The sequence below is a fragment of the Sporosarcina thermotolerans genome, assembly GCF_030067815.1.
In the GTDB taxonomy this organism is placed as follows: Bacteria; Bacillota; Bacilli; order Bacillales_A; family Planococcaceae; genus Sporosarcina; species Sporosarcina thermotolerans.
On record NZ_CP125968.1, the window covers coordinates 1,137,609 to 1,161,500 of the forward strand.

The 23,892-nt window shown below is 42.7% G+C and carries 21 protein-coding genes, 5 pseudogenes and 3 riboswitches; of the genes and pseudogenes, 17 read left to right on the forward strand and 9 right to left on the reverse strand.

What is annotated here, in order from left to right; genetic code table 11:
* The first annotated feature begins 371 nt into the window (after nt 1–371).
* Nucleotides 372–1,554 (forward strand): annotated as a pseudogene (locus QNH10_RS06470) (NupC/NupG family nucleoside CNT transporter).
* Between the two features lie 118 nt (nt 1,555–1,672).
* Nucleotides 1,673–2,689: an LLM class flavin-dependent oxidoreductase gene (locus tag QNH10_RS06475; RefSeq protein WP_283733965.1), complete on the forward strand. Its 1,017-nt coding sequence runs from the start codon at nt 1,673–1,675 to the stop codon at nt 2,687–2,689.
* Between the two features lie 157 nt (nt 2,690–2,846).
* On the opposite strand, the gene QNH10_RS06480 is transcribed toward QNH10_RS06475, so the two are convergent.
* Entirely contained in the window at nt 2,847–4,097 is a 1,251-nt protein-coding gene (locus tag QNH10_RS06480) for a dicarboxylate/amino acid:cation symporter (RefSeq protein WP_283733966.1), read from the reverse strand.
* A 157-nt stretch (nt 4,098–4,254) separates the two neighbouring features.
* Between QNH10_RS06480 and QNH10_RS06485 the strand changes: the two genes are divergently transcribed.
* From QNH10_RS06485 to QNH10_RS06495, 3 genes are all read left to right on the forward strand, one after another.
* Nucleotides 4,255–4,629, forward strand: coding sequence for a spore germination protein GerW family protein (locus QNH10_RS06485; RefSeq protein ID WP_283733967.1), 375 nt, complete (start codon nt 4,255–4,257; stop codon nt 4,627–4,629).
* Between the two features lie 71 nt (nt 4,630–4,700).
* Nucleotides 4,701–6,002 carry a sulfate adenylyltransferase gene (locus QNH10_RS06490; protein ID WP_283733968.1) on the forward strand — a complete coding sequence of 434 codons (1,302 nt, stop codon included), beginning with the start codon at nt 4,701–4,703 and terminating at the stop codon, nt 6,000–6,002.
* Nucleotides 5,999–6,541: a hypothetical protein gene (locus tag QNH10_RS06495; RefSeq protein WP_283733969.1), complete on the forward strand. Its 543-nt coding sequence runs from the start codon at nt 5,999–6,001 to the stop codon at nt 6,539–6,541. The genes QNH10_RS06490 and QNH10_RS06495 overlap by 4 nt, the downstream gene beginning before the upstream one ends.
* On the opposite strand, the gene QNH10_RS06500 is transcribed toward QNH10_RS06495, so the two are convergent.
* Entirely contained in the window at nt 6,462–7,646 is a 1,185-nt protein-coding gene (locus tag QNH10_RS06500) for an MFS transporter (protein WP_283733970.1), read from the reverse strand. The genes QNH10_RS06495 and QNH10_RS06500 overlap by 80 nt on opposite strands.
* Nucleotides 7,647–7,719: 73 nt before the next feature.
* A riboswitch (purine riboswitch) is annotated at nt 7,720–7,819 on the reverse strand.
* Nucleotides 7,820–7,929: 110 nt separating this feature from the next.
* Between QNH10_RS06500 and QNH10_RS06505 the strand changes: the two genes are divergently transcribed.
* Together QNH10_RS06505 and QNH10_RS06510 are read left to right on the forward strand one after the other, a co-directional pair.
* A complete protein-coding gene (locus tag QNH10_RS06505) occupies nt 7,930–8,445 on the forward strand; it encodes a hypothetical protein (protein WP_283733971.1) in 516 nt (171 codons plus the stop codon).
* A gap of 89 nt (nt 8,446–8,534) precedes the next feature.
* Nucleotides 8,535–10,090, forward strand: a pseudogene (locus tag QNH10_RS06510) (ABC-F family ATP-binding cassette domain-containing protein).
* A 48-nt stretch (nt 10,091–10,138) separates the two neighbouring features.
* On the opposite strand, the gene QNH10_RS06515 reads toward QNH10_RS06510, so the two are convergent.
* Both QNH10_RS06515 and QNH10_RS06520 read right to left on the reverse strand, forming a co-directional pair.
* Nucleotides 10,139–10,354: a small, acid-soluble spore protein tlp gene (locus QNH10_RS06515; protein ID WP_283733972.1), complete on the reverse strand. Its 216-nt coding sequence runs from the start codon at nt 10,352–10,354 to the stop codon at nt 10,139–10,141.
* A 100-nt stretch (nt 10,355–10,454) separates the two neighbouring features.
* Nucleotides 10,455–11,279: a squalene/phytoene synthase family protein gene (locus QNH10_RS06520; protein ID WP_283734578.1), complete on the reverse strand. Its 825-nt coding sequence runs from the start codon at nt 11,277–11,279 to the stop codon at nt 10,455–10,457.
* Between the two features lie 281 nt (nt 11,280–11,560).
* Here QNH10_RS06520 and QNH10_RS06525 point away from each other — a divergent pair, with 281 nt between their 5' ends.
* Nucleotides 11,561–12,130, forward strand: a complete 570-nt coding sequence (locus QNH10_RS06525; protein ID WP_283733973.1) for an NADPH-dependent FMN reductase — start codon at nt 11,561–11,563, stop codon at nt 12,128–12,130.
* On the opposite strand, the gene QNH10_RS06530 is transcribed toward QNH10_RS06525, so the two are convergent.
* Nucleotides 12,095–13,303, reverse strand: coding sequence for a methionine biosynthesis PLP-dependent protein (locus tag QNH10_RS06530; RefSeq protein ID WP_283734579.1), 1,209 nt, complete (start codon nt 13,301–13,303; stop codon nt 12,095–12,097). The two genes, QNH10_RS06525 and QNH10_RS06530, sit on opposite strands and share 36 nt — an antisense overlap.
* An 80-nt stretch (nt 13,304–13,383) precedes the next feature.
* Nucleotides 13,384–13,488: riboswitch (SAM riboswitch) on the reverse strand.
* Nucleotides 13,489–13,625: 137 nt separating this feature from the next.
* On the opposite strand from QNH10_RS06530, the pseudogene QNH10_RS06535 reads away from it, so the two are divergent.
* Together QNH10_RS06535 and QNH10_RS06540 are read left to right on the forward strand one after the other, a co-directional pair.
* A pseudogene (locus tag QNH10_RS06535) lies at nt 13,626–13,963 on the forward strand (DMT family transporter).
* A 1-nt stretch (nt 13,964) separates the two neighbouring features.
* Nucleotides 13,965–14,279: a DMT family transporter gene (locus QNH10_RS06540; RefSeq protein WP_283733974.1), complete on the forward strand. Its 315-nt coding sequence runs from the start codon at nt 13,965–13,967 to the stop codon at nt 14,277–14,279.
* Between the two features lie 29 nt (nt 14,280–14,308).
* Here QNH10_RS06540 and QNH10_RS06545 read toward each other — a convergent pair whose 3' ends face one another.
* From QNH10_RS06545 to QNH10_RS06560, 4 genes and pseudogenes are all read right to left on the reverse strand, one after another.
* The gene (locus QNH10_RS06545) at nt 14,309–14,698 is read right to left on the reverse strand and encodes a CPBP family intramembrane glutamic endopeptidase (protein ID WP_283733975.1); all 390 of its coding nucleotides are present in this window, start codon (nt 14,696–14,698) and stop codon (nt 14,309–14,311) included.
* Entirely contained in the window at nt 14,683–15,141 is a 459-nt protein-coding gene (locus QNH10_RS06550) for a hypothetical protein (protein WP_283733976.1), read from the reverse strand. Before QNH10_RS06550 ends, QNH10_RS06545 begins: the two co-directional genes overlap by 16 nt.
* 79 nt (nt 15,142–15,220) lie before the next feature.
* Nucleotides 15,221–15,982 (reverse strand): ABC transporter permease, encoded by a 762-nt coding sequence (locus tag QNH10_RS06555; protein WP_283733977.1) that lies wholly within the window; start codon nt 15,980–15,982, stop codon nt 15,221–15,223.
* Nucleotides 15,979–16,706 (reverse strand): annotated as a pseudogene (locus tag QNH10_RS06560) (ABC transporter ATP-binding protein). Before QNH10_RS06560 ends, QNH10_RS06555 begins: the two are co-directional and overlap by 4 nt.
* A gap of 160 nt (nt 16,707–16,866) precedes the next feature.
* On the opposite strand from QNH10_RS06560, the pseudogene QNH10_RS06565 reads away from it, so the two are divergent.
* From QNH10_RS06565 to QNH10_RS06595, 7 genes and pseudogenes are all read left to right on the forward strand, one after another.
* Nucleotides 16,867–18,335 (forward strand): annotated as a pseudogene (locus tag QNH10_RS06565) (nicotinate phosphoribosyltransferase).
* A gap of 11 nt (nt 18,336–18,346) precedes the next feature.
* Nucleotides 18,347–19,171, forward strand: a complete 825-nt coding sequence (gene nadE / locus QNH10_RS06570) for an NAD(+) synthase (RefSeq protein WP_283733978.1) — start codon at nt 18,347–18,349, stop codon at nt 19,169–19,171.
* A gap of 158 nt (nt 19,172–19,329) precedes the next feature.
* The gene (locus QNH10_RS06575) at nt 19,330–20,280 is read left to right on the forward strand and encodes an AAA family ATPase (RefSeq protein ID WP_283733979.1); all 951 of its coding nucleotides are present in this window, start codon (nt 19,330–19,332) and stop codon (nt 20,278–20,280) included.
* The gene (locus tag QNH10_RS06580; RefSeq protein ID WP_283733980.1) at nt 20,277–21,173 is read left to right on the forward strand and encodes a DUF58 domain-containing protein; all 897 of its coding nucleotides are present in this window, start codon (nt 20,277–20,279) and stop codon (nt 21,171–21,173) included. Before QNH10_RS06575 ends, QNH10_RS06580 begins: the two co-directional genes overlap by 4 nt.
* Nucleotides 21,174–21,219: 46 nt before the next feature.
* Complete coding sequence (locus QNH10_RS06585; protein ID WP_283733981.1) at nt 21,220–21,489, forward strand: hypothetical protein; 270 nt, start codon at nt 21,220–21,222, stop codon at nt 21,487–21,489.
* A complete protein-coding gene (locus QNH10_RS06590) occupies nt 21,486–22,610 on the forward strand; it encodes a transglutaminaseTgpA domain-containing protein (RefSeq protein ID WP_283733982.1) in 1,125 nt (374 codons plus the stop codon). Before QNH10_RS06585 ends, QNH10_RS06590 begins: the two co-directional genes overlap by 4 nt.
* 1 nt (nt 22,611) lies before the next feature.
* On the forward strand, nt 22,612–23,679 hold the full coding sequence (locus QNH10_RS06595; RefSeq protein WP_283733983.1) for a DUF4129 domain-containing transglutaminase family protein: 1,068 nt from the start codon (nt 22,612–22,614) through the stop codon (nt 23,677–23,679).
* Between the two features lie 31 nt (nt 23,680–23,710).
* Nucleotides 23,711–23,811: riboswitch (purine riboswitch) on the forward strand.
* Nucleotides 23,812–23,892 lie beyond the last annotated feature (81 nt).

Genomic DNA, 23,892 nt, shown 5'->3' on the forward strand with positions numbered 1-23,892 from the left:
GGTCCGGACGGGAAGATCTATTTCCTCGTTGACCGTAATTTTGGAGGACGTCAACCCAACTTCTATATCTACCAAATGAGTGTCGATGGCAAAGACGTAAAAGAAATTAAATGGTAATCGAACGGTGGCAGGCAACGGAACAGTGAATATGTTCCTTGCTTGTCACCGTTTTTTTGTATATAAACGGAAAGTTGTCGAATAACTAATGATATGCGGAAGTTTCTTTCTAATTTGAGATAGGTGCCAGATCTGTTTTTACGGTTTATAATGAAGAGCACTTTATTTATAAAAGTGTTAATCGGAAAGAGAATGTTTACATATTTTTCCGCTCCATAACAATATTTTAAGGCATCTAGAGAGGAGTATTTACTTTGAATTTCATCATCTTTATTGTGGCATTGCTTGTTATTTTTATCCTTGCGTACTTAGTGAGCAATGGCAAGAAAAAGATAAAGATCAGACCAGTAGTAACAATGGTTGTCCTGCAACTTGTTTTTGCTTTCCTTCTGTTGAATACCGAATTTGGGCTATTCATCATCCGAGGGATTTCCAGCATCTTCGATTATCTTTTAGCTTTTGCAGCTGAAGGAATCAATTTTGTATTCGGAGGAATGGCGAATGAAGGGATGAGCCCCTTCTTCTTGAATGTCCTATTGCCAATCGTTTTTGTATCTGCTCTCATCGGTATCGCGCAATACATTAAACTCTTGCCTCTCATCATCCACTTCCTTGGATTGCTATTAAGCAGGATCAACGGACTCGGAAAGTTAGAGTCATTCAACGGCGTAGCCTCTGCCATATTTGGGCAATCTGAAGTTTTTATTTCAGTTAAAAAACTGCTGCCTAACATACCCGAACACCGTCTATACACAATGTGTACATCTGCCATGTCCACCGTTTCGGCATCGATTCTTGGTGCGTACATGACGATGATCGATCCGAAGTATGTTGTTACTGCACTTGTATTGAATTTATTCGGTGGGTTCATTATCGCGAATATTATTAACCCATACGAAGTCACTCCTGAAGAGGACAGAATCGAGACGAAGGAAGAAAGAAAGCAGTCCTTCTTTGAAATGTTAGGGAGTATATACTCGACGGCTTTAAAGTCGCAATCGTCGTTGGCGCAATGCTCGTCGGATTCGTAGCATTAATCGGCATGGTGAACGGCATCTTCGAAGGTGCATTCGGCATCACCTTCCAGGTCGCACTTGGTTACGTTTTTGCACCGTTAGCCTTCCTTGTCGGCATCCCGGCTTCTGAAGTCATCCAAGCCGGAACAATCATGGCAACTAAGCTATTGACGAACGAGTTCGTTGCGATGATCGACTTGGGCAATATCGCCTCCTCCCTTTCTGAAAGGACAGTAGGCATCATCTCTGTATTCCTTGTCTCCTTCGCCAACTTTTCGTCAATCGGAATATCTCCGGTGCGGTGAAAGGGTTGCATGAAGAGAAGGGGAACCTTGTTGCAAAGTTTGGTATCAAGTTGCTTTACGGCGCAACTTTGGTCAGCCTTTTGACAGCCGCAATTACAGGAATTATGTTAGGGTAATCAAAGTCGGACATCATTATGATGTCCGGCTTTTTGAGTTCGTTAATTGGATATCGGTATGTCGAAACGATATTATGATGAAGAGAATATAAAATATAATATTGGGGAGTGAGCGAAGTTGATCAACCCTTCAGCAAAGAAGTTTAACAGTATCCCGCTTTCAATTCTTGATCTCGCGCTGATCAATGAGGGAAGTACCGTGGGCCAATCTTTTAAAAACAGTGTGGATCTTGCTCAACATGCAGAAAAATGGGGCTATAACCGCTTCTGGCTTGCCGAACATCATAATATGCCGGGCGTCGCCAGTTCTGCGACATCTGTCATTATCGGACATGTGGCAGGCGCAACAGAAACAATCCGTGTCGGTTCAGGCGGTGTCATGCTTCCGAATCATGCACCTCTTGTAATCGCGGAGCAGTTCGGGACTCTTGAAGCGATGTACCCTAATCGAATTGACCTTGGACTTGGACGTGCACCAGGAAGCGACCAAGCAACGGCTTACGCATTACGTCGAACTTTAAATAGTAGCGGCAATGAGTTCCCGCAGCAATTGGCCGAGTTGCGTCAGTTTTTCGAGTACGATCCATCTGCTCGCGTCCGCGCAATTCCAGGCGAAGGCCAAGATATCCCGATCTGGCTTTTAGGATCAAGTGACTTCAGTGCACGGCTTGCTGCAGATCTCGGGCTTCCATTTTCATTCGCAAGTCATTTTGCACCTCAATATTTAATGCATGCATTGCAGCTCTATCATCAGCTTTTCCGTCCATCAAAAGCACTTCAAGAGCCATACGTCATGCTTGGAGTCAACATCATTGCCGCGGAAACTGATGATGAAGCACAACATTTGGCAACTTCCTATCAACAACAATTCTTGAACATCCGAAAAGGTGTTTCATCGAAGCTTATGCCGCCAGTCGATGACATAGATACATTCTTCTCAGACGTCGAGAGAGCCGCAATTGGTGAGCTATTAGAATGGCCTTCGACAATCGTCGGAAGTCCCGAAACGGTCAAGCGGAAATTGGCAGCATTCATTGAAGCGACAAAAGCCAATGAACTCATCATCAGTTCGGGAATTTACAATCACGAAAAAAGACTCCGTTCCTACGAACTTGTCGCTGACATGATGGGGTAAGTCAGGTATTATGCAAACACGCATAAATTGGCTAAATCACGCATAAATCGATTGAATTACGCATAATCCGATCCAGCCACGCATAAACACGCTGAATCACGCAAAATCGTTGTCAGCCACGCATAAATCCCATGAATCAAGCAAAAAACCGAGAACTTCACATGCTCTCGGTTTTTTCTATACCTTTATCCAACCCATGCTTTTTCTCATGTTGGTCAATTAACGCGGTACCGACTAAATCTCCTGTCACATTCAACGCGGTCGCACCCATCCCCACAAGTGCGTCAATCGCAGTCAATAGTGCAACCGCCTCCATCGGTAGTCCAAGTTGCACAAATACAGTCGCAATCATGACGATACCGGCCCCGGGAACGCCTGCCGTCCCAATAGAAGCGAGTGTCCCAATAAGCACTACCATCAACATATCACCAAAACTCAGTGGCGTCCCAACAATATTGGCAGCAAATACAGCTGAAACGGCAATCCGTATAGCAGCCCCATCCATATTTACCGTTGCGCCAAGAGGAATGCTGAAACTATATAAACTCCTTGATATGCCCATGTTTTTGGCCGCATTCAATGTAAGTGGCAGCGTACCAGTACTACTTTGCGTGACAAATGCCGTAAGCATTGGCGTCCGAGCATGCTTGAAGAAGTGACCAGGATTGATCTTGAAAAGGAGAAGAAGGATGATGTAAAGGCAAATATGGATGATCAATGCAATATAAAAGACCCCAATCATTCCTCCAAGAGATATGAGCGTATCAATTCCTTGGCTTCCCACTGTTTTTGCCATAATCGCAAATATCCCAACTGGCACATATTGAAGAATCGCTTTCAATACAATTAATGATGCTTCATTCAAAGCAGTAAAGGTTTGTAGAAGTGAATTCCCAAGTTCAACATGGTTCTTGGAAGAACGCATTGCTGATATTGCAATCCCAAAGACAAGTGCTGTGAAGATGATTCCAAGAAGGTTCATTTCCGTAAAGGCAGTAATTATATTTGAAGGCACGATATTCAGTAATACATTGACGATACCAGGATTTTCTGGGACATCGAATGTTTCATTGCCCGTCAGCTTCATACCCGAACCTGGATGAAGGATGCTTGCGACAAATAAACCGACAACAATAGCAGCAGCCGAACTTACTGTGTAATAAATGAATACTTTGCTACCCATTCGTCCAAGGTTTGCGATATTTGTTTGATTCACCCCGACGATTAACGTGAACAGAATGAGTGGGATGATGAGGAATGTAAGCAATCGAAGGAGCAAGTCCCCTAATGGCGCAAGCACGATGGCCTGCTCTCCTAAAATGAAACCCGTGATTACGCCAAGTACAAGGGCAATTGATATTTTTAGGATTAGTGAAGCATGAAGGTATGATTTCCAAAATTTTTTCATCAAGCGGTTCTCCTTCCTTTGGTAAATTTGAATAGTGAATCGTTTAGTTACTACGTAAAGTGTGTCCAAATAAAATGCTTTCCTTTCCTTTACCCTAAAAATCAAAAGGAATGTCTGAGGCGGATGGCGAATAGGTATAGCAGGGAGGGATGTTGCGATGATGTTGAAAGAGTTAGAGCAGGCTGTTGAAAAGCAAAAGGAGCATATTGAGACGCCGGTAGCGACGTTATTCAAAAAATTTGCAAAACATAGGGATGTAACGCTTGTGTATGGTGATCCGATTGAAGTCGGATTGACAAAAGTAATTCCTGTTGCAAAGGTTAGGTATGGTTTCGGCGGGGGTGGAGACGGCGCAGGAAATAATGGCGGCGGTGGTGGATTCCAGATTAACCCTGTCGGCGTGTATGAAGTTACTCCGGAACATGTGAAGTTCAAATCGACGCGAAGCAAGATGACGGTTGTATTGACACTAATGACTTGTGGTCTTTTTTGGCTGATTGGAAGGAATATGGGGAAATTCAAAAAGCATTGATATGAAACGCTGAGGCTCTTCCTAAAAGGGCCTTTTACGCATACTAATTTGTTCTTAATGGGGGAGAGGGAATGTTGAATATCACTGAAAACAAATTTGCCAATTATCCGCAACAGCCTCATGGCGGTAAATTAGTTGATAAGGTGTTGACTGGTCAAGAAAGGGACGACGAACTTGTTAGGGCAAAGCAGCTTCCGTCAATTATGGTGGATCTTGAGGCGGTCATCACGCTTGAGATGATTGCGACGGGTGTATTATCACCAAATGAAGGCTTCATGAACGAAGACGATTATAAATCCGTTTTGGAGAAAGGACGCCTAACAGATGGGACGGTTTGGCCAGTTCCACTCAGTTTCGCACCGACGGGTAACCGAAATAGCGAGATCATAAAGTCGCTTTCTGTTGGAGATGAAGTGACATTATCCAACGAAATTAATGAACCGGTGGCCATTCTTAAGATTGAAGATATCTTTGCATACGATAAAGACTATCGCGCCGCCCATTTGTTTGGCACAACGGATCGCAATCATCCCGGAGTTGACGCGATTTATAGAAGGATGGGGAATGTCGCGTTGGGTGGTAAGATCCGTTTACTTAACCGCGTCGATTGGGGTCCCTTTGAAAAGCTGCGTTTGGAACCGAAAGATACATGGCATGAATTTTATGAAGTGAAAAAGTTCCGCTCCACTGCAGGCTTCATAACAGGGGCGAATCCATTGCACCGAGGTCATGAATATATTCATAAAAATGCATTGGAAGAAATTGACGGGTTGCTTTTGCAGCCATTAGTCGAGATGGCGAAGCGTGAGTATACGCGTCATGAATTCCGGATGCTTTCCTATCGCGCAGTATTGGATACATATTATCCAAAAGGTCGTTCAATACTAGCACCACTCCGTGTGACATATATCTTCGCTGGTCCTCGTGAAACCGTGCTGCACGCATTGATTATGAAAAATTACGGCTGTACACATGCGCTAATTGGCCGGGATCATGCCGGAATCGGGGATTATTACGATAAATACGCAAGCCATAGTATTTTTGATCAATTCAAGCCCGAAGAACTTGGGATCGAGGTTAGGTTATTCCATGAAGTCTTCTATTGCACACGTTGTGACACTCCAGCGACAGCGCAATCTTGCCCGCATGACGAAAAATATCGCATCAATATTTCCGGCACAGGCATTCGGGAAATGCTTCGCCACGGAATTATGCCACCGAAAGAAATTGTGCGTCGGAATCCGCAAGAATTGCCATTCAAGGCGTCCAACCGAAAGGGCTCGATGAATTCGAGAACTCCATTTCACCAGTCGGTAAAACGATTAAAAGCATGTTTCCGTTCTACCTCAATCAAACAAGGCTTGGTGGCATGAAGCGCAAAACGCCTTTGACAGTGGAAGAGTTGACGAATTTCGATCTTGAGGCAGCAAATTTAGATGTCCGTGCAAATGCAGATAGGATTTATCGTGAGATTTTCGAAGAATATAGCAGCGTAGGCGATACGAACCGAAATATGCAACCTGAATGGGTGATGAATGCCCGCGAATCATTAATTGCCCAGCAGGAAATGGTCATTAATGATCTTAAGGAGAAGGTGAAACAAGCTCCTGTCACAGCTTCAGACGAATTCATGTACCAGGACAAGGGAGAAGCGGAACGAGAGTTAGATGTCGCTGAAAAGATTCTTAAGGATATCCCGAAAGCGCTTCGGCGAATGATTTTGATTATCGTTCCTGGAATGCACTGCCCTATAAACGTTATCGCGGAAGTGACGAGCCTACGGAAAAAAAAGAATTCCACCAGGAGAAGCCTGGTGGAATTCTTTTCATCTTTTATTGATAATCAACTGAAGTTTCTTTCACATGTTTCATCTTGCTACGCCCGATGGATAAGGAGATTACTGCACAGATGAAAGCGATAATGACAACAACGCCTCCGACAGTCGCTGTGCTGGTAACCGAATCAGTTTGGCCCAATACGAAACCGCCAATTCCCGAACCTACCGCAATCCCAATCTGTAAAGCAGAATTGTTGAGGCTTTGATGGATGTCAGAAGAAGCAGGGTCTGTCTGGATAATATAATCTTGTTGCGGTGGCGAAAGAGCCCAGCTCAAAGTGCCCCAAAACATCAAGATGACAATGAAGACCGTGAATGAGAATGTCGAATAGGGCAATATGAAAAGAACCAAAGCGAAAGCGCCAATTATAATGAGGATGCTTTTCTTCGAACCAATCCAGTTTGCAAGATTACCCCCAAGTGCACCCCCTCCGACCGCTGCAATCCCGAAAAGGAAATAGCAGATGCTGATCCAGTATTGGTTCAGGCTAAAATTTGTCTCCAAGAATGGTGTCAAGTATGCATAAACAGTATAATGACCGGCTAACATGAACATCGTCGCCAAATGCGCAAAAACTATTTTTTTATTCGCAAGTGCTTTTATTTGCGCAGAAAGTGGCTGAACTTCACCGCTTGGAACCTTCTCAAGGTAGAAAAAAATCAGAATGAAAGAACCGATTGAAAGAACGGCTATCCCTAAAAAGACGCTGCGCCATCCGAACGCATTCGTAATGAGAATACCGAGTGGCACACCCAATACGAGGGAAGAACTAATTCCCATAACAATATAACCGAGCGCCTTCGCACGGCGAGGGGCATCGACAATCCGCGCTGTAATCGTCAAGGAAAGAACGATAAGAAGTGCTGCACTCATGGAAGTGATAACACGGGCAATCATGACAAATGTAAAAGTGGGACTGAAAAAGGTCATAATATTACCGACAAAAAAGACAGCCATTGTATATAAATAAAGTTTTTTCCTTTCAATTTTCACAGTCAAAGATAATAAAACCGGTCCAGCAATGGCAAACACGAGGGCGTAGACCGATATGAGCTGCCCGGCTGTCCCGATTGAAACGTTTAAATCATCTGCAATAATCGGCAAAATGCCTCCGACAATCAATTCAACGAGACCGACTGTAATCGTAGAAATGGCAAGAATGATTACTCTAAAATCCATTGAAATTCCTCCTACTCATCTATACTGTGCGCATTCCGCGAAATAATTTTCGGAAAATAAAAAAACCCGATTACAAAGTAAGTTTTACTTTTGTAATCAGGATTTAACGGTTCCTGGTAGAGACCCTCAAACCATATTATTGAGGTTATACATATATAATCGTATGAAATTTTCCATTCTCCAATCTAACATGATTCGACAAATAGTTCAAGAAAAATTTCCTTTTCGCGACTCGATATGATTATATTAAGAAATGTATACGACATTCATTGGAGGTACCCTTATGTATGATCCGACAGTTTTTGAAAATTTAAAAGTAGCATTTGAAAATAAAATTTATGATTTAGATACGATTGATCGAGAAGTTACAATACGTAATCGATCGGATCTGATGGACTTCGCCACTCTTACAAGGAAACTTTCCATTCAATTTACGCTTCTCCATCAGAAGGATGTATCGGCGGAAGTTGTATTGCAGACCTCTTTACAAGATCTGGCAGATGAGATATTGGAAACTCCGGATAAAGATCCCGGCTGCTCATTGACATTGCATTTCACGAAATCTGTTCAACAGGTGGATGAGCAATGCCGGCAAATAGAGGAAGCATTAAATGTCATTTGGGAAAATGACATCAAAGTCACCCAAACGTTAAGTTTCGAATACGGAGATGAATCACCTGGTTACCTCAACTTGATCGAAGTGAAATTCAATACGAAAATCAACGAAGAGCATATGCAGGAGATTCCTGATTTCCTACATAGTGTCCTCCTAACATTAGGCGTACTAAATAGCATTTGATTTAGATAAATAATACCTATCCCGAATAAAGAAATCGCTATATAATGAGGGACATATGCAAATTTAACGAAGGAAAAGGTGTACAACATATGAGTTTATTAACAGTAACAAATTTAAGTCATGGGTTCGGGGATCGGGCGATTTTTGAGGATGTATCATTCCGTTTGCTACAAGGAGAACACATTGGACTAATCGGTGCGAATGGGGAAGGAAAATCCACATTCATGAATATCATCACCCGAAAGCTTGAGCCCGATGCGGGAAATGTCACTTGGGCAAAGCGAATGCGGGTTGGCTATTTGGACCAACATGTCGTTTTGCAGCAAGGGATGAGCATCCGTGATGTACTCAGAACAGCGTTTCAATACCTGTATGATCTTGAAGCAGAAATGAATGCACTATTCGCTAAGATGGGCGAAGTCGATGCAGATGAACTTGAAAAACTTCTTGAAGAAACAGGTCAGATGCAGGATGAGCTGACGAATAATGATTTTTACATCATCGATTCGAAAGTGGATGAAGTGGCAAATGGACTTGGCCTTGATGAATTCGGGCTTGAGCGTGACGTCCATGATCTAAGCGGTGGACAACGGACCAAAGTTTTGTTAGCTAAACTGCTTCTTGAGAAGCCTGACATCCTTCTACTTGATGAGCCGACGAACTATTTAGATGTCGAGCATATCGAATGGCTGCGTAATTATTTGCAGAACTATGAGAATGCGTTCATCCTCATTTCACATGATATTCCATTCCTGAACAGCGTCATTAACTTGATCTATCATATGGAAAATCAGCAGATTACCCGTTATGCAGGGGATTATGATGAGTTTTTACGTGTGCATGAGATGAAAAAGCAACAAGTGGAAGCCGCATTCAAGAAGCAGCAGAAGGAAATTGCGAATCTTAAGGACTTTGTCGCGCGTAATAAAGCGAATGCTGCGACAAGCCGAATGGCAATGTCCCGGCAAAAAAAGCTTGATAAGATGGAAGTCATCGAACTGGATGCGGAAAAGCCGAAGCCACAATTCGACTTTAAACTTGCCCGTACGCCTGGTCGTTATTTATTCCAAACGAAAGGTCTTGTTATTGGATATGATGAGCCACTTTCAAAAGAGTTGGATTTGACGATGGAGCGTGGGCAGAAGATTGCTTTGTCGGGGGCGAATGGTATCGGGAAGACGACACTTTTGCGAAGTATCCTTGGTGAAATTCCATCACTTGCAGGTTCCGTCGAACTTGGGAACATCTTGAAATTGGGTATTTCGAGCAAGAGATGAAGACGGAAAATAACCGTACATGCTTGGAAGAAGTGTGGGATGAGTTCCCTCATTTCACTCAGTATGAAGTTCGCGCTGCGTTGGCGAGATGTGGTTTGACGACGAAACATATCGAAAGCAAAGTGAAAGTATTAAGTGGTGGAGAACGGGCTAAGGTTCGTCTTTGTAAGCTCATTAACCGTGAAACAAATCTACTTGTCTTGGATGAGCCGACAAATCACCTTGATGTCGATGCGAAAAATGAATTGAAACGTGCTTTGAAAGAATACAAGGGAAGCGTTTTGCTCATTTCACATGAACCTGATTTCTACGAAGGCGTTGTGACGGGCGTTTGGAATGGGGAAAATTGGACGACAAAGATGTTTTGATTGAAATAAATAGATAGGCACCCAAACGATTCGTTCGGGTGCTTATTTTTAAATATAGCCGTTGATCTTAGATTTGTTTTCCTGATGGATTTCCTCTTCCAACCCAGCTATCGCTTCCTTACGGTGTTGGTTCTTTTCCTTGATGGAAGCAAGTTCACTGCCCTCTGCAGTTTTCGCGGCTTCATTTGCCGCCTCCATATTGCTGATCGTCTTCTTCAGACGTTCCTCGTTATCGGCAGAGTCATTCGGTAATGGTCTAGGCATGTTCATTCCTCCTTCTTTATTCAATGAAATAGTCTTTCCTTGGTACGGGTAATTATGTACGAATAAAAACGACTTGGCTTCAGAAGGCCAAGTCGTTTTATTATTGTTCATTCAAAATCGCTTCCACAGTGGATTCAACTTCTTTGCGGTTCATTTTCTCTTGTCCGCTTTGCATAGCGTTTATCGTTCTATTTGCCAGCGCCAGTGGAATTTTGCAGAACAACAGAATGTTTTTATTTGAAATGGACTCGATATACTCATCCGCTTTTTTCAAATTGGCTTCCGCGTATTCGAACAACTCTTTTCGTGTCCAACCATCCGGGATGAAATGCACACCGCGATCTGCATCTTCGTCCTGATTGCGAAGCATGTTCACCGCCTGTAGGCCGCGGCCGTACCCGATAGCAAGTTCCCGATCCGTTTTCGTGCCATCAAATTGCTCCCAAATATCGGATAACATCACACCAACAAGGCCTGCGACATAATAGGTATATTCGTCAAGATCTTCCTTCGTTTTGATTACAAAATTCTTTTCGACCCACTTCGCCATGCCGTCCGCCATTATGCTAGTCGACTCTTTTACTTTTTCAACGATGCCGGCTGGACAGACGGTGAGCCAATCGCCAAGCCTTAGCGTGACTTCAGGCAATAGACTTTCATACGGCTTCAGTAAATCCCTGTATGCGGCTACATCAAATATATCGTTCTGCAAAAGCTTACTCGTAGACCGAAGTAAATACTGCTTGCTATCTGGCTGCAATTCCTCGTGATCCTCGATTTCATCAATCGCACGCATACATAAGTAGGCGGAGCCCACTGTCTTGCGCAACGTTGGATTCAGCAATTTAATCGGTATATAAAAGGTCCTGCTCGTAAGCTTCAGTATATGCATTGCTTCTTTTTGCAATTTTGCCTCGTTCATCAGTTGGATCCTCCTTCATTACTAAAAAAGAAAATACGTCTCATGCGTTATTATGATTATCATACACTATTCATTAAGGGACTTGCCAATTCTATAGATAGGAAATATCTAAAAGAATATTTTTACAAATGAACAAAAAATAAAGTTAAGGTCCAACTAAATTTGTTGAGAAAGTATTTTGAATATGAGATATTATCTAAGGAAAGTTTTCGATTCATGGCATATGCTCTAATGCATACCTTGCCTTGGTCTGGAAACGATATGTATAAAGGAGATTTTATAAGATGACTATTAAGGTTAAGGCGATTATAGGTAGTACAAGTTCTAAATCAGTCAATTTAGGTGTGGTTGAATTTTTAAGGAAAAAGTATGTAGGAAAATTGGAAATCACTCCTGTTTTCATCAATGACCTAACGATGTTTTCAGTGGACTTGGAAAGCAATCCTCCGGAAATCGTTACTGAATTCATGGATAACATAAGGGATTCGGACGCAATTCTTTTCGCTGTTCCCGAATACAATTACTCGATTCCTGGCGTATTGAAAAATGCCGTCGACTGGCTATCACGAAGCAACTTCGCTATAAAAGATAAGCCTGCATTCATGATCGGGGCTTCGGCGGGAGTGTTAGGTACAGTGCGTGCACAAATACACTTAAAACAAATACTTTCTAACCCGATGCTTTCACCTGCACTTTTGCCTGGAAATGATGTATTCATTGGTTCGATTCAACAAAAAGTCGATGAGATTGGACAATTGACAGACCAAGCGACGATTGATTTCTTGGATAAAGTTGTGAACAACTTTATCGAGTTTTATTCAAAGACTAAAGCGTTTGCTGAACTTCAAGCATAATTTTAAAAAATGGCCTGCCTTGAGTTGCTCAAGGCGGCCTTTTTTATTAGTTAGAAAAACGGGGGATTTTGAAGCTGCTGTTAGGGCTTGCTTTAAGTCGTCAATTAAATCTTCAGCTTCTTCCAACCCTACGGAAAAACGCAATAGCCGTTTGTCCACTCCACGTTTTTCCCTTTCCTCCTCAGGGATATCAGCATGGGTTTGTGTCGTCGGATATGTAATGAGGCTTTCTACACCGCCGAGGCTTTCAGCAAAAGTAATAAGGTGTAAGTTCTTGAGAAACGGACCGATCCATTCGCTGTTTTGAAGTCGGAAGGAAATCATTCCACCTTTTCCTGCATAAAGGACATCCGCTATAAGCGGTTCATTTTCCAAATAGGCGACGAGCTCCTTTGCATTTGCGTCATGTTGTTTCATCCGTACATGCAATGTCTTTAATCCGCGGACGACAAGCCATGAATCGAAAGGGGATAGCGTGGCGCCAATCGCATTATGGTTTTCGCCTAAAAGATTGCATAATTCTTCCCCTTTCGCAACAACAAGTCCGGCCAATACATCATTATGACCACCGATGTATTTTGTCGCGCTATGGATGACGATATCCGCACCAAGTTCAATTGGGCGCTGATAGAAAGGCGTTAAAAACGTATTATCGACGATTAACAGCAACCCGTGTTTCTTCGCAAGCGCCGCGTATTTTTCAATATCTATTTCCAGCATAAGCGGATTCGTCGGTGTTTCGATAAAAAGTGCTTTTGTGTTCTCTGTGATAAGCCTCTCTGTTTCTTCTACATTTTGAAATGAAGTATAGAATGTCGTAATGCCATATATATTGGCATATTGTTTGAACAGACGATAGGTACCTCCGTATATGTCGTCAGGTGCAATCAGTTCATCTCCAGGCTTGAAGATGGAGAGGGAAAGTTGGATAGCTGCCATCCCGGAACTGCATGCGTAGCCTCGGTCGCCGTTTTCCAAATTGGCAATTCCTTCTTCGAGGATTGTCCGTGTTGGGTTTTTCGTCCTTGTGTAGTCGTATCCTGTGGAGAGCCCTAAGCCGTCATGTTTGTAGGCGGTGGAGAAGTGGATTGGGGGATTGACTGCTCCTGTTCTCGGATCGCTATGATTTCCTAACTGTACCAATTTCGTGTTTATGCTATGATTTGTCAACATGTCCATCTCCTTTGGTTTATCGATATAAAAAGGCCCTCTTCGAATAAGAAGAGGGCCTTCAACGGTTGTTGAGATCAATCTTCTTATCTTCAAGACGGGTCGTCTTTTGGAATTAGCACCATGCCAAATCGAGCTGGTTGCTGAGACTTCGTCGGGCCAAATCCCTCCGTCTCTCTTGATAAGAAACAAAATATATAATTGTTGGAAAAATGATTTATCTAAAATTACCATGATTCTGTATAGATTGCAAGAGAGCTCTGAAAATAACTTTATAAATGATTTGCTATAATGGGGTCATGTTGAGTGGTGAGGGGGATTTTTATTGGCTTGGCTTTATGTTTTATTGGCGGCGATCATCGAAGTGTTTTGGGTGATTGGACTTAGGTATTCCGACTCCGCCATAGAGTGGGCGGGACTGTTGTTGCGATCATCATCAGCTTTTACGCAATTATAAAAGCATGTGAGAAGCTGCCGTCGGGGACAGTTTATGCGGTTTTCACCGGTTCTGGAGCTGCGGCGATTGTGTTGGTCGATTTTCTGTTTTTCAATGCGGAGCTTTCCATCATGAAGGTGTTTTTCATTGCAATTATTATCGTCGGTGTTATTGGGATAAAGATGACTTCCGTTGAGTCAATCCCGGTGGAAGAGGGGGGCGAATGAAATGGCATGGGTTTATCTTGTCATCGCCAGTTTAGGCGAGATTTTCGGAGTCATGTCCATTAACTTATATTTGCAAAAGAGGTCATGGCAACGATTGATAGTAATTGTCGCTACATTTTCAATAGGATTTTATTTTCTATCGCTTGCGATGCGTGAAATTCCGATGGGGACTGCGTACCCAGTTTGGACTGGATTAGGTGCTGCGGGGGCTGTCTTGATGGGCATTTTGTTTTTCAAGGAAGCAGCTGGATGGAAACGGATCCTTTTCTTATGCTTAATCATCGGTGGGGCAGTCGGGTTGAAATTATTTGGATGAAAAAAAGGGCGATTCAGTCGCCCTTTCGCTCACTCGGATATCGTTTCAAGTGCACTCATTGCTTCTTCTCTTTTCTTCGATAAACCTTTTCCTAATTTTACTACGATATAGGCAGTTAAAATTGAACTGATAACAAGTAGGACAGACAATGTGCTAGCATTGTTAATAATATCCTCACGCGTTGCGATAACCACGCCATCGAACCATGAGGCTGGCAAAAATGAAGAGATCACAGCAAGCGTGTTGTTCAATATATGCATCAAAATCGGTAGTAAAAGGTTTCCGGTTCGCAAGTAAAGTAGACATGCGATAAGTCCGAATAGGAAAGCGCCGATCATATCGGCATGCAAAACCCCGAAAAGGATGCTCGATATCAAAATACCGCCCCACATTGATGTTTTCTTCATGAAGCGATGCAAGAAAACTCCCCGGAAGCGAATTCCTCGACAATCGGGCCCAAGATGGTGATAGCAATAATTTCAGTTACCAATAAGACGGGATTCGTAGGCATTGGCACTTCAGTCATTAGAAAATCAGCAAATGCCGGGAGTATTGGGTCAACGACAAAGACGAGCAACCAAAATGAACTTAAAGAGAGTACGATAGATACAATGACGATGCCAACTATGGCTGGACCCCACGGTTTTATCCCCTTGAAGAAAACCGTATCCCGAATCACGTTCGGATACTTATTGAAATAATACCCGAAAAAAATTGCAGGTATAATCGCATAAATAACGATATTTGCAGCAGCTCCGAAGAACTCCTCGTTAACTCCGACCCCAACTGTAAATACAACTAAAACAAGTAAACTTACAACCGATAACGCGAATAAATAACGGATTTTCATCTCTTCAAACAAGAAAACACCCCCTTGATTAATCTTAGGCGAACTGGAATGATATGTCACTATGTTATATGAATCGATAAAATAGTCTATCTCATTTTAACCGTTTCGCTCTGATCATTTGCATCCTCCCATTAAACAATGTTGGGTAAGAGAGAAATCCTAACATGATACTTGTAACGGCAGCCGTTGCCAATAGAAGAAAGAGGATGATCAGTTGGAATTGCACTGCCTGCATAGGGTCGGCGCCAGCTATTATTTGACCGCTCATCATACCAGGTAGCTGAACAAGACCAATCGTTTTCTGGCTTTCTATCGTTGGAATCAAGCTTGATTTAATGGCATTGATGAGCTGTTGATGAATGGCCTGCTTCGGCGTCCCTCCAAGAGAAAGGATCAACTCTATTTCATCGCTATTAGATTCAATTTCCGAAGAAAAACGATTCAGGAAAAGAATGGAGAGTACCATTGAATTGCCGATTAACATGCCGCTAATTGAAATGATGAATTGAGCGGTGGGTGGAACAATTTGCAGGCCGATTAAAAGACCTTGCGTTAGCAGTTCAACGGTTATAAATGTAACAATCAGTTTCCATGTAATGCCCCGAATCCCTTTCCCTTTCTTTCGAGCATTTTGCGTCGCAGCGGCAATCATTAGAACTACCATTAAGATGATGAATAAAAAGTTCTCCGAATCGAAGACGAACTTAAGTACATAGCCGACAAGCAATAACTGGATAATCGATCGTACAGTGGCAACGATCGTATCCTTTTCAAGCCCCAATTTCAGTGTTTTAGAAAGAAGCAATGGAATCAGTACGAAAATAAGGGTTAAGGATAATGCATAGTAGCTCAATTTCCTTCCCCCTTTAAAAACCCTTGTACTTTCACGTTCTTTGAAGTTTTCAATAGATTGGCATTGCCCGCCTCAATCAGATTACCGTCCATTAATACCCAAACGTAATCCGCCATCCTCATTGCCTGCTCCAAGTTATGAGTAATCCAGATGATTGAAACGTCCCGCTCTTGTTGAATCCTTCGAATCAAAACTTCTATTTCTTGCAAAGAAACTCGATCCAAGGCGGAGGTTATTTCATCTAACAAAAGAACCCCGGATTGATTGGCCAAAGTCCTGCCAATCGATACTTTTTGACGTTGTCCACCCGATAAATCATTTACATTAAAATCTAAAAACTGTAAACCCAATCCTACCGATTCAAGCAGTTCAATTGCAATTTCCCTTGGTAAGTCCAATCCTTGCAAATGTAGGGGAGCGCCAGATTATCATAGACTGTCCCTTTAATCATCGGGGAGTTTTGCAGTACAATACCCACATGGCGACGCAACCTATTAGGATCCATGTCTTTGATTGGTTGATCTTCAACATAGATTTCACCCTCATTCGGGGAAAGAAGGCCATTGCATAACTTGAGTAATGTTGTTTTCCCTGCACCGGAAGGACCGACCAAAGTCGTGATTTTCCCCATTGGAAAGGAGCCGGTAATATCTTTCAAGATGGAATTGTCATGAATTGTGTAACTAACATGGTTGAAATGGAGTGCTGGCTTATAAGCAGACATCAAGGTCATACCTCCGTTTTTTGCACGATTTCCTTAGACTTTACCATAAATGAATAAGGACAACCTATCCAATGTAGTTTTACTTTATGTTATTTCCCATTTGAAATTGGGTAAATAGTGTATACTGTAAGCATTAGAAAGCGGAAGAAGGAGATTTGGCATGAGCTCGATTTATACAGACGACAGTTTGGCATTACATACCGATCTTTATCAAATTAATATGACGGAATCCTATTGGGCGGACGGTATTCATGAAAGGAAAGCGGTGTTCGAACTTTTCTTCAGGAACTTGCCGTTCGGGAATGGCTACGCGATTTTTGCAGGTCTTGAACGGATCCTTGATTATTTAAGAGATTTTCATTTCAGTGAAAGCGATATCGTATATTTGAGGGACGAACTTGGTTTTCAAGATGATTTCCTCACCTATCTAAAAGACCTACGTTTCACTGGCGACGTTTACTCCATGAAAGAAGGGGAACTTGTATTTGCCAATGAACCAATCCTTCGGGTGGAAACGACTCTCGCTGAAGCACAGCTTGTTGAAACGGCACTTTTAAACATCGTCAACTTCCAGACATTGATAGCGACAAAAGCGAGCCGTATCAAACAAGTTGTTAAAGATGATGTTGTCATGGAGTTCGGAAGCCGCCGTGCACATGAAATGGATGCTGCGGTTTGGGGAGCGCGTGCCGCTGTCATCGGCGGAGTTGAAGCGACAAGTAATGTACGTGCTGGGAAACGTTTTGGCATTCCGGTCGCTGGAACACATGCACATGCTATGGTCCAAGCATATAAAAGTGAATACGAGGCATTTCATTCATACGCTAAACGCCATAAGGATTGTGTGTTTCTTGTTGATACGTACAATACGTTGAAAATTGGCATTCCGACAGCTATCCAAGTTGCTAAAGAGCTTGGGGATAAAATCAATTTCATCGGCATTCGACTCGACAGTGGCGACATCTCATTTCTTTCGAAAGAGGCGCGCCGTATGCTTGATGCAGCAGGATTCCCTGATGCGAAAATCGTCGTATCAAATGATCTTGATGAATACACCATCCTGAACTTGAAAGCCCAAGGGGCAAAGGTCGATACATGGGGATCGGAACAAAGCTGATCACAGCCTACGACCAACCTGCACTTGGTGCGGTCTATAAAATAGTGGCTATTGAAAATGAAAATGGTGAGATGGAAGATACGATCAAGATTTCGAACAATGTTGAAAAAGTGACGACTCCGGGCCAGAAAAAACTGTATCGCATCATTGATCGCGAGAATGGTAAAGCTGAAGGCGACTATATTACAATGCATGACGAAGATCCAACGGTCGAAAAAAGGATTAAAATGTTCCATCCTGTGCATACATTCATCTCGAAATTTGTGACGAACTTCGATGCCATCGATCTACATACAAAAGTGGTTGAAGGCGGGAAAGTGATTTATACGAATCCTTCATTGGATGAAATGCGTAACTATGCACATGAAAACTTGAACTTATTATGGGATGAATATAAGCGCTCCTTGAATCCTGAAGAATACCCTGTTGACCTAAGTCAAAAATGTTGGGATAACAAAATGCGCAATATCCGTGAAGTACAAGAGATGGTCGATGAGTTCTTGATGAAATAGGAGGTCCAGACATGACATTCCAAGAAGAGGTAATTGCTCAGCTAAAGAGCAAGCCCGATATTGATCCACAAGAAGAAATTCGTAAATCAATTGACTTTATGAAGGAATATGCCAAGAAAAATACATTTGTCAACGGCTTCGTACTTGGCATTTCAGGAGGTCAGGATTCGACGCTTGTTGGGAAGCTTGCACAAATGGCAGTCGATGAATTGAATGTGGAAAATCAGACAGACCGTTATAAATTCATTGCCGTAAGGCTCCCATATGGCAAACAGTTTGACGAGGATGACGCCCAAGATGCACTTGAATTCATGAAGCCGTCAGTAACATACACTGTAGACGTTAAGGAAGCAGTGGACGCCAGTGAACGAGCGCTTGCTCAAGCAGGCATCGTCATTTCCGATTATACAAAAGGAAATGAAAAGGCCCGGGAACGCATGAAAGTCCAATTTTCCATAGCAGCCACACTTGGTTGTGTCGTGTTAGGTACGGACCATGCGGCAGAAGCTCTAACTGGTTTCTATACGAAATTCGGGGACGGGGCAGCGGACCTGATGCCAATCTACCGGTTGAACAAACGGCAAGGCCGACGATTATTGAAAGAACTCGGATGCCCGGAGCATTTGTACATCAAAGTACCGACTGCAGACCTTGAAGACGACAAGCCTGCTTTGCCAGATGAAATTGCCCTCGGTGTCACCTACGAAGAGATTGATGATTTTCTTGAGGGGAAACAAGTTTCCAAGCTGGCACTTGAAACAATTGAAAAGCTTTACCGTAAGTCTGAACATAAGAGGCATATGCCTATTACGATTTTTGATGATTTTTGGAAATGAATACAAAACCCGCTATCGCCTAATTTCGATAGCGGGTTTTCTTATTGTGTAAACTCTTCGGTAGTTGTGGGTTTTATAGAATTATTGTATTATAAGGATACATTTTGTAAATTTTCGGACATGTTAAATAGAGAGAATCTAAAAACGGAGGAAATAGAATGACACATGCACATAAGATTGATAAAGTTTTAGCGAATATCGAAAAGGTAATGATCGGTAAACGGGACATCGCGGAGTTAAGTTTAACCGCTCTACTCGCAGGTGGCCATGTACTCCTTGAGGACGTGCCGGGTGTCGGGAAAACGATGATGGTAAAAGCATTGGCTAAATCGATAGGAGCCACTTTTAAACGAATACAGTTCACACCGGATTTATTGCCATCCGATGTCCTGGGCGTTTCGATCTACAATCCAAAGGAGATGGAATTCGAGTTCAGGCCGGGACCGATTGTAGGAAATATCGTTTTAGCAGATGAGATCAATCGTACTTCTCCGAAAACACAAGCTGCTTTGCTTGAAAGCATGGAGGAATCTTCCGTCACTGTAGACGGGGAAACTATTCGGATTCCACAGCCGTTTTTCGTAATGGCCACTCAGAATCCTATAGAGTACGAAGGGACATACCCATTGCCGGAGGCGCAATTGGACCGATTTTTGTTCAAATTAAAGATGGGATATCCAAAAAGGCTTGAGGAGGTGCAAGTTTTAGCTCGTGCAGAAAAAACTGTACCGATCGACCATTTGGAAACCGTTCTAACAATCCTGGAATTGACTGAGCTTCAACAAGCCGTCAAAGAAGTGAATGTCGATGACACCATCAAAACATATATTGTCGATTGCGCCTCGGAAACCCGCAATAACCCTTATGTGTACCTTGGAGTCAGCCCGCGTGGGTCACTTGCACTCATGAAATCTTGCCAGGCCTATGCACTGATTAAAGGAAGAACATATGTGACGCCTGATGATGTAAAGTATTTGGCGCCGTTTGTTTTTGGCCATCGTATTATCCTTAAATCAGAGGCAAAATATGAAGGAATAACTGCGAATGAAATCGTGGAGAGAATTCTTACACGAGTTAGCGTTCCGATTGAACGGGTAAAATTGAAATGAACAAAGGAAGAAAACTGCTATCGATGACAGGTCGCTTTGCGTTCATCGTCAGCCTCTTCTTTTCTGTGTATGTTTTTGCGATGTTTCAAGGTGGGAAAGTAAGCTGGACGATATTTTATATGTTGACTCCCTTCCTTTTGTATTCAATCATTCTCTTTGTCTATCCGATTAATACGATAAAGGCGGAACGCATTACACGTTCGCATGTTGTTAAGAGTGGAGGGAAGCTAACGGTTACCGTTAAACTTCATCGTTCGTTTCCTTTTCCATTGCTCTATACCGTAGCCAGTGAACAATGGGTAGATTCCGAGTTGGCGGCGAATGCAAACAACCGGACAAAGCATATTTTTATCTTCGGATTTAAAAAAGAAGTTGAATGGTCTTATGAAATCGAACGTATGCCAAGAGGGGAACATATTGTCGAGGGAATCGAAATAGAAGTAACTGATTTTTTTGGCTGGATTCAAAAAAGAGGATTTATAGATTTAAAGGATACAATCCTTGTCTTCCCAAATACGACACCGATGCATTACGCCCCGATCAATGCCCAGTATGACCGTGGATCGCTTGCGTCTCCATTCTCTCTTATAAAGGATACAACGATGGCGACGGGAGTACGGGATTATCAAGCAGGTGACCGGGTCACTTGGATTCATTGGAAATCATTCGCACGCACTCAAAATCTGATGACGAAGGAATTTGAAGACCGGCAGTCGGAGGATCTTATCATAATGCTTGACAACCGGGAATCGGAAACCTTCGAAGAACAAGTTGAACTAACGGCGTCCATAGTAGAGGAAGCCTCAGGTACACAATCGAATATCGCATTCGTTTTCAGCGGGGGCAGAAACATCCGTATTTCCATTCATCAACTCTGCGGATCAGCTGCATGATGTTTTTGTGCATTTGGCAAAAGTGAGGCCGATACCTGCGGAGGACGTGAATCCATTAGAATCATTTACATTTACAGCTGTTGCTGGAAGTGTTGTCCTCGTAACTGGAAGTCCGGATTGGCCTTTTGTTCAATCAGTGATGGGGTTTGTTAAAAATCGAAAATCCGTCATTTGCTTTGTTGTCGTAAACAAAACTGTTCCGGTTTCAGAGCGATTACAGGAACAGATTAGATACGCGGAATCGAAGGGAATCACAATTCATGTCTTAGGTAAAATGCAATTTTCCGATGCGTTCAAGGAGGTGGCGAATTTATGAAAGACGGAAAGACGGATATTCGCTTTCTTATACTTATGTATGCGCTCGCCTTTATTTTGCTATGGGAATGGCTATTGCCAGTCATTGAACTGACGGATACCGAATATATAGGGATTTTTCTTTGGTTCATCGGACTATCCTTTCTTTTTAGATTAATAGGGATGAAGTGGTGGCTAACTGTTCCATTGAGTATCCTTTATCTTTTCTGGTCGATTCATTTTGTTTTTTTTCACACCATTTTTTTAACAAAAGAATCCACGAACCTTTTAGCGAAGGATCTATTATCGAACTTTTCAATTGTTGTTAGTGGTGATTGGCAGAGCATCACAAATCCAATGCGGACTGTCCTCTTTTTCATACTTTTATGGATGACAATTTACTTGATCCGACATTGGATAGAAGTGCGAAAGAGCATACTGCTTTTTTATGCGATGACGGTCTTTTTCATCTCTGTGTTGGATACATTCAGTTCATATGTTGCGGACGCGGCAATTTTCCGCATTATGGTTACCGGTCTATTATTAATCGGTTTATTGACCATTTCGCGTTTAACTGAAAAACATGACAGGAGATTGAATACAGGAATGTTCGCGGCCTTTTCAGTCCCTTTATTATTTGCGGTAATTGTAAGCAGTACATTCGCAAGTTTCATGCCTGAAAAAGACCCAGTCTGGGCGGATCCAATTCCTTTCTTGAAGTCAGCAGTTCTTGGCGAAGGGAGCGGAACTGGTGGCTCTGCCGCGAAAAGTGGATACGATTCCGATGATTCAAGGCTTGGCGGTGCCTTTTCAGAAGACGATACGTTAGTCTTTACAGCCACGGTCCCACGGAAGCAGTATTGGAGGATTGAAACGAAAAATACGTATACCTCAAAAGGTTGGGAGCAACAGTTAGTAGAAAACCCGCCTGTCACTTATGTACCCGGTGCTATTCTGCAACAGGTTGATTATTCTGAAGCCGACAATAATCTACATGCAGAAATTAGCATGAGGGAGCAATTGCCTTATCTCGTTTATCCATACGGGACATCCATAGTTCATGCAAGGACAGACGTATTGCTTAAAAAGCAAGAGGAGACCGGCCAGCTGTGGGCGATAAAGGATGGGGAAATTATGACTTAGATTGTTTAGTGTCGATTTTACTGAGCGAACCTATAGTCTGAAGGCGTTGCGTGAAGTGACAATGGAGAACTATCATTCTGATTCCGAAGTACCGGAACTCTCCGAATACCTGCAGCTTCCTGAACAATTACCAGAACGCGTCCGGGAGCTCGCGATGGATATTACAGGAAAAGAAGAGAGCGTTTATGAAAAAGCCAAATCAATTGAACGATATTTTACAAGAAGCGGATTTTCCTATGATCAGCAAAATGTAGCTATCCCAAGAGGAAATGAGGACTACGTGGATCAGTTCCTATTTGATACGAAAAGAGGGTACTGCGACAACTTTTCAACATCGATGGTCGTCATGCTAAGGTCGGTCGATATTCCTGCAAGATGGGTAAAGGGTTTTGCGCCGGGCGAAGGAAAGGCAAACTCGAATGGGAAAATCGAATATAAAATCACCAACAATGAGGCACACTCATGGGTGGAGGCTTATATTCCAGGATTCGGTTGGGTACCTTTTGAACCGACCATCGGATTTTCTAATCCTGCCGATATCCAATATGACCTTGAATCGGATATAAGTGACACAGAAATTCCAAATTTGGAAGAACGCGAAAGACCGGAGCCAAAACAGGATGAAACACCAGTGGCTAAAGCAAAAGACTTGGGTGGTTTTGGTTCTTTCATGAAATCAGTAGGCGATTACTTGCAAAAACACGCTTGGGTTGGAATTATAAGCATCCTCTCGTTGTTGTTTATTGTTTGGCTAATTTACAGGAATCGCGGAAAGTGGGTTCCGAAGCTGTTAGTTCATTCCCTTCGAAAAAGAAAGCCGAATTGGGTTCAATTCACGAAACAATACAAAAGCCTACTTAAGCAATTGGAACGTTTCGGTATTATGAGAACCGATAGCATGACGCTTGCGGAATATGCAAAGACTGTTGATACTTACTTCGGCGGAAGACAAATGGGTAAACTAACCGAAGTGTATGAGCAAGGGCTTTACGGCGGATATACAAATCATCAAGATTGGGCAAGTTTACAGGAAATATGGGAAGATTTAATCATTAGAGCTACTGGTTGATTTTTACTGAATCGAGGGGTATGATAGGAAAAAATGAACAACCGATAGCCCTCGTATAAGTCTGATAATATGGTTCGGACGTTCTACCAAGTCACCGTGAATGACTTGTCTATGATGGCATGGATGGATTTGTCTATTTATGCCTATTGTAGAATGGTAAGACGCGTGGAAAGGAAGTACTTTCTAACGCGTCTTTACTGATTTTAAAGGCAT

Bases quoted from the DNA above. Each gene is read 5' to 3' on its own strand.
- QNH10_RS06480 (WP_283733966.1), bottom strand. From the start codon at position 4,097: ATGAAAAAATTTTGGAAATCATACCTTCATGCTTCACTAATCCTAAAA.
- QNH10_RS06525 (WP_283733973.1), top strand. From the start codon at position 11,561: ATGACTATTAAGGTTAAGGCGATTATAGGTAGTACAAGTTCTAAATCA.
- QNH10_RS06505 (WP_283733971.1), top strand. From the start codon at position 7,930: ATGTATGATCCGACAGTTTTTGAAAATTTAAAAGTAGCATTTGAAAAT.
- nadE (WP_283733978.1), top strand. From the start codon at position 18,347: ATGACATTCCAAGAAGAGGTAATTGCTCAGCTAAAGAGCAAGCCCGAT.
- QNH10_RS06540 (WP_283733974.1), top strand. From the start codon at position 13,965: ATGGCATGGGTTTATCTTGTCATCGCCAGTTTAGGCGAGATTTTCGGA.
- QNH10_RS06485 (WP_283733967.1), top strand. From the start codon at position 4,255: ATGATGTTGAAAGAGTTAGAGCAGGCTGTTGAAAAGCAAAAGGAGCAT.
- QNH10_RS06490 (WP_283733968.1), top strand. From the start codon at position 4,701: ATGTTGAATATCACTGAAAACAAATTTGCCAATTATCCGCAACAGCCT.
- QNH10_RS06495 (WP_283733969.1), top strand. From the start codon at position 5,999: ATGAAGCGCAAAACGCCTTTGACAGTGGAAGAGTTGACGAATTTCGAT.
- QNH10_RS06590 (WP_283733982.1), top strand. From the start codon at position 21,486: ATGAAAGACGGAAAGACGGATATTCGCTTTCTTATACTTATGTATGCG.
- QNH10_RS06515 (WP_283733972.1), bottom strand. From the start codon at position 10,354: ATGCCTAGACCATTACCGAATGACTCTGCCGATAACGAGGAACGTCTG.
- QNH10_RS06575 (WP_283733979.1), top strand. From the start codon at position 19,330: ATGACACATGCACATAAGATTGATAAAGTTTTAGCGAATATCGAAAAG.
- QNH10_RS06580 (WP_283733980.1), top strand. From the start codon at position 20,277: ATGAACAAAGGAAGAAAACTGCTATCGATGACAGGTCGCTTTGCGTTC.
- QNH10_RS06530 (WP_283734579.1), bottom strand. From the start codon at position 13,303: ATGTTGACAAATCATAGCATAAACACGAAATTGGTACAGTTAGGAAAT.
- QNH10_RS06500 (WP_283733970.1), bottom strand. From the start codon at position 7,646: ATGGATTTTAGAGTAATCATTCTTGCCATTTCTACGATTACAGTCGGT.